Below are 5085 nucleotides of genomic sequence, written 5' to 3'. Positions count from 1 at the left end.
CATTTGTATTGACAATTCGTCTTTGAAAAAAGATAAGCACAACAAAAAAATATCAAAATCCGACATTTAACACAAAAAGAACACAAAATAGTGGGAGTTATGTGGCATAATGATAAATGTCTTGAAGAACAAGACACTACCCTAATTTATATTTACGAAGTTCCCCCAAAAACTTCGTAATATTCTCTCTTTTCATCCCAATATTTATAAATCATCCCCTGTTTTGAGGTTCGAAAGAACCTCCTTTTTTTATGTCACGGTATTTTGAAATGAAGAAAAACTCGAATTATTACTTGTAAAAAATTAATATTAATGGTATAAATAGGTTGTTAATTTAAATAGACAGTTCATTCAGACCATCCTGTCTTTAAACAAAACTAGGCTCGTATAGATAAGAAACTATGGGCGCCTTTGTGCGCCCTTTTTTATTGCTATCATAGAAATAAAAGCTTCTTTTTGTATGTCTAGTTTTTCATACAAAAAGAAGCTTTTTTAAAATTAAGGGGAGAATGTTATGTTTACACTCAAAAGTGAAATTCAATTTGATATGGCCCATTATTTAAGTGGATATGTTGGGAAATGTAAGAATATCCACGGTCACCGTTATCGATTAGTTGTTAAAGTGTCTAGCCAAACTTTACATGAAAGCGGTCAATTACGCGGAATGGTAGATGATTTTTCGGAAGTAAAAGCTGTGTTAAAAGAAGTTCATGATTTATTTGATCATAAATTAGTCATTGAGGAAAATGAAGAAGGAAAGCGAGTGGTGGAAAAATTAAATGAATCAGGGAAAGTGTTTGAGATTTTATTTGTTCCTTATCGACCAACAGCTGAAGAAATGTCGCGTCATATTTTTAACGAGATTAAAAAACGAGGGGTACGAGTAACAGAGGTTGAGTTATTTGAAACGCCAACGAATAGTTGTATTTATACGGAGGAAGATTAATGTTTAATGTCATTGAAACGTTTGTCTCGATTGATGGGGAAGGGCCCACATCAGGAGAGTTAGCCACGTTTATTCGTTTTTCAAGTTGCAATTTAAAATGTATATGGTGTGATACAACCTATTCGTGGGATGGGACAGCTTGTATCACTAAGATGAGTACGAAAGAAATCTATGAGTTGATTAAAAAAGCAGGAACTAAAAATGTGACTTTGACCGGTGGTGAGCCACTCATTCAGCCAAATATCGAATGGTTATTGGATGCACTAGCTGAGGATGAGGCGCTGAGTATCCATGTTGAAAGTAATGGATCAATCGATATTACGGGGTTAAAGGAAAGGTATAAAAATTCTAATATTCATTTTATTTTGGATTATAAATGTCCTACTAGTAAGATGAGTGCGCAAATGTGTCATCAAAATTTAAATGTCGTTGATCAGCAAGATGTTTATAAGTTTGTCGTTGCTGGTTATGAAGATTTACATATGGCCTTATCGATTATTAAAAGTTATCATTTAACAAAAAAATGTCGCGTCTATTTGAGTCCCGTCACTGAGTTCATTGAACCATCAAAAATCGTTGAATTTATGAAAGAGCATCAATTAAATGACGTTCGTTTGCAATTGCAACTTCATAAATATATTTGGCCAAAAGAAATGAGAGGAGTTTAAGATGAAACGTCAGATTGATATTGAAAAAATTTCGAGTTGCATTAGAGAAATTTTAATCGCCTTAGGGGATGATCCTGACCGTGAGGGATTGAGAGACACTCCGAAGCGTGTGGCTAAAATGTATGAAGAAGTATTTGCCGGAATGACGTTGAGTAACGATGAAATTGCGCAGTTATTTGGAACGACCTTTGATGAAGAGGACATGGTTGAGCAATCATCTAATCGCTGTGTGATCGTTCGTGATATTCCAATTTTTAGTTACTGTGAACATCACCTAGCGTTAATGTACAACATGAAAGTTAGTGTCGCTTATTTACCGAAAGAAAAAATGATTGGATTAAGTAAGATCGCACGTATTGCTGATATGGTCGGACGACGCTTACAACTTCAAGAACGTATTGGTGAGGAAATTGCCGAGATTGTTGAAAAAATAACAGAAAGTGACGCCATCATTGTTATGATTCATGGTGAGCATAGTTGTATGACGTCAAGAGGAATTAAAAAGCCAGGAACGTTAACGACAACGGTGACTTACCGAGGCGAACGAATCAATCAGGATTCAGATTTAAGGCAAGAATTATTAATGTTAATGAAATAGGGAGTGAGAGAAATGAATCAAAAAGCGGTCGTGGTCTTTAGTGGAGGGCAAGATTCGACAACGTGTTTATTTTGGGCGATGAAGCAATTTGAAGAAGTGATTGCTGTTACCTTCGATTATAATCAACGTCACCTGGCGGAGTTAGATTGCGCTAAACGAATTTGTGAAGAGTTCGAAATTGAACATCATCTATTAGATATGTCATTATTAAACCAATTAGCGCCGAATGCGTTGACACGTCAAGATATTGACATTAAGACAGGAGAAAATGGCGGGTTGCCTTCGACGTTTGTTGAAGGGCGAAATTTGTTATTTTTAAGCTTTGCGGGCGTTTTAGCTAAAGTTAAAGGCGCAAAACATATCATCACAGGCGTTTGTGAAACAGATTTTTCTGGTTATCCAGATTGTCGAGATATGTTTATTAAATCATTGAATGTGACGCTTAATTTGAGTATGGATTATGATTTTGTCATTCATACACCGTTGATGTGGTTAGATAAAGCACAGACGTGGGAGCTAGCTGATCAGCTTGGGAAGTTTGAGTATGTTCGTGAGCATACTTTAACATGCTATCGTGGAATTAAAGGAAATGGGTGTGGAACATGTCCAGCTTGTGAACTTAGACAACGAGGACTTGAGACGTATTTAGCACGAAAAGGAGAGGGAAAATAACATGGCAGGACGAACAAAAGAAGAGTTAAAAGACATTACGTTACTAGGGAATCAAGGAACAACTTATCAATATTCGTATGATCCAACTATTTTAGAGGTGTTTGAGAATAAACATCCAAATAACGATTATTTTGTGAAATTTAATTGTCCGGAATTCACAAGTCTTTGTCCAATTACCGGACAGCCTGACTTTGCAACCATCTATATCTCGTATATTCCAGGAGAGAAAATGGTAGAAAGTAAGTCATTAAAGTTATATTTATTTAGTTTCCGTAATCATGGTGATTTTCATGAGGATTGCATGAATATTATCATGAAAGATTTAGTAAAGTTAATGGATCCAAAATATATTGAAGTTTGGGGGAAATTCACTCCACGTGGGGGAATCAGTATCGATCCGTATTGTAACTACGGTCGCCCAGGAACGAAATACGAACAAATGGCAAACTATCGCTTAATGAATCATGATTTATATCCAGAAAAGGTAGATAATCGTTAGTTAAATCTAGTTTAATACTCCTAAAATGTGGTAAGCTATCACGTAGAAGCCTAAAAAAGGAGGAGTATGTCATGAATAAAGAAGAAGCATTAAATTTTTTAAAAGAACAATTAAAAACGATGAATTATCTAGGTTCAACGTTAAGCATCGTATCATGGGATATGGAAGTTATGGCACCTAGTCAGGCCATTGATTATCGAAGTGAAGTGATGGGGTATTTATCGACACAATATCATCAATTAGCAACGGATTCTCGTATTGGAGAGGCTTTAGAGGCGCTTAGTAGTGAAACAAGTCTCACTCAACATGAGACGAAGCTAGTGGAAAACTTTAAAGATTCTTATGAAAAAAATAAAAAAATTCCTGAATCTTTACAGCGTGAACTAACAATTGCGACCTCAAAAGGAAGTCAATATTGGAAAAAAGCAAAAGAACAACAAAATTATGAGATTTTTAAACCGTACTTAAAACAGGTGATTGATCTTGCCGTAAAACAAGCTGAATGTGTAGGGTATGAAGGGCATATTTATAATGCTTTCTTAGATGATTTTGAAAAAGGAATGACGGTCGAAGAGTTAGATCGTATCTTCCCACCACTTCGAGATGGATTAGTAGCGTTGTTAGATAAAATCATGAAAGCGAAGCAAGATGAACCTCATCATCCAAAAGGGGAATTTGATAAAGGTCGTCAGGAGCAGTTATCCCTGATGCTTTTAGATGCGATGGGGTATGATTATAAAGAATCAGGACGTGTGGATGAGACGGAACATCCGTTTACCACATCTTTAGGACCCAAGGATGTTCGTATTACGACACATTATTATGAAGAAAGTATCGAAAGTGCGATTTTTAGTTCAGTTCATGAAGGGGGACACGCGATTTATGATCAAAATATGCCCCATCAGTTAGCGGAGTATGGAATAGATGAAGCACCATCGATGGGGATTCATGAATCGCAGTCTCGATTCTATGAAAATATAATCGGCCGTAGCCTTTCATTTTGGCGTGCGTTTTATCCAAAGTTACAAAAAATCTTCCCTGAGTATCAAGAGATTTCGTTAGAAGACTTTTACCGAATTGTTAATAAAGTGACACCATCACTTGTTCGTACAGAAGCGGATGAAGTGACGTATTCGTTACATGTGATTATTCGTTACGAAATCGAGAAGCTCATGGTTAGTGGTGCAGTAAGTGTAGATGAGTTACCAGCACTTTGGAATCAAAAATACGAAGAGTATTTAGGAATCACACCGCCGAATGATTCAGAAGGGTTAATGCAGGATGTTCATTGGTCGGAAGCTTTAATTGGGTACTTCCCGAGTTACGCTTTAGGGAATTTATATGGTGCTCAATTTTATCATCAAATGAAAAAAGATATTCCAAATGTCACTGAGCAGATTGAAGCGGGGGATTTAACAGAAATCTTTAACTGGTTGAAAACGAATGTTCATGAACAAGGAAATCTCTATACGCCAGCTGAGTTAGTCGAACGTGTGACAGGGGAACCATTGAATCCACAATATTTCCTAGATTATTTAAATGAAAAATATTCAAGAATTTATCATTTCTAATTTAATTAATTGAAGCGGGCAATGTATCATATACTCCAGTGAGGATTTATTTTATCACTGGAGTTTTTTTGGCTCTTTGTCAACTGGTGTGGGTGAAGAAATTTTATACCTGTAATCGTGAGGGATTAAGC

The 5085-nt window shown here is 36.1% G+C and carries 6 protein-coding genes; all 6 read left to right on the top strand.

The features are described from left to right. Nucleotides 1–514 precede the first annotated feature (514 nt). On the top strand, nt 515–946 hold the full coding sequence (gene queD, locus NEH75_RS12375; RefSeq protein ID WP_055244484.1) for a 6-carboxytetrahydropterin synthase QueD: 432 nt from the start codon (nt 515–517) through the stop codon (nt 944–946). After that, nucleotides 946–1614 (top strand): putative 7-carboxy-7-deazaguanine synthase QueE, encoded by a 669-nt coding sequence (gene queE / locus NEH75_RS12370; RefSeq protein ID WP_055244486.1) that lies wholly within the window; start codon nt 946–948, stop codon nt 1612–1614. Before queD ends, queE begins: the two co-directional genes overlap by 1 nt. A gap of 1 nt (nt 1615) precedes the next feature. After that, nucleotides 1616–2212, top strand: a complete 597-nt coding sequence (gene folE / locus NEH75_RS12365) for a GTP cyclohydrolase I (RefSeq protein WP_055305405.1) — start codon at nt 1616–1618, stop codon at nt 2210–2212. A gap of 12 nt (nt 2213–2224) precedes the next feature. Further along, the gene (gene queC, locus NEH75_RS12360; protein ID WP_055275419.1) at nt 2225–2884 is read left to right on the top strand and encodes a 7-cyano-7-deazaguanine synthase QueC; all 660 of its coding nucleotides are present in this window, start codon (nt 2225–2227) and stop codon (nt 2882–2884) included. A gap of 1 nt (nt 2885) precedes the next feature. Continuing rightward, a complete protein-coding gene (gene queF / locus NEH75_RS12355) occupies nt 2886–3383 on the top strand; it encodes a preQ(1) synthase (RefSeq protein WP_055244492.1) in 498 nt (165 codons plus the stop codon). A gap of 71 nt (nt 3384–3454) precedes the next feature. Beyond that, the gene (locus NEH75_RS12350) at nt 3455–4954 is read left to right on the top strand and encodes a carboxypeptidase M32 (protein ID WP_262948949.1); all 1500 of its coding nucleotides are present in this window, start codon (nt 3455–3457) and stop codon (nt 4952–4954) included. Nucleotides 4955–5085: the final 131 nt, after the last annotated feature.

It is taken from the genome of Turicibacter sp. T129 (assembly GCF_025594975.1).
Classification (GTDB): Bacteria; Bacillota_I; Bacilli_A; order MOL361; family Turicibacteraceae; genus Turicibacter; species Turicibacter bilis.
This window is presented reverse-complemented; position numbering and strand designations above follow the sequence as displayed.

What these genes read in the sequence shown, in the direction of transcription:
- queD (WP_055244484.1), top strand. Translation starts at nt 515, where the DNA reads ATGTTTACACTCAAAAGTGAAATTCAATTTGATATGGCCCATTATTTA.
- queE (WP_055244486.1), top strand. Translation starts at nt 946, where the DNA reads ATGTTTAATGTCATTGAAACGTTTGTCTCGATTGATGGGGAAGGGCCC.
- folE (WP_055305405.1), top strand. Translation starts at nt 1,616, where the DNA reads ATGAAACGTCAGATTGATATTGAAAAAATTTCGAGTTGCATTAGAGAA.
- queC (WP_055275419.1), top strand. Translation starts at nt 2,225, where the DNA reads ATGAATCAAAAAGCGGTCGTGGTCTTTAGTGGAGGGCAAGATTCGACA.
- queF (WP_055244492.1), top strand. Translation starts at nt 2,886, where the DNA reads ATGGCAGGACGAACAAAAGAAGAGTTAAAAGACATTACGTTACTAGGG.
- NEH75_RS12350 (WP_262948949.1), top strand. Translation starts at nt 3,455, where the DNA reads ATGAATAAAGAAGAAGCATTAAATTTTTTAAAAGAACAATTAAAAACG.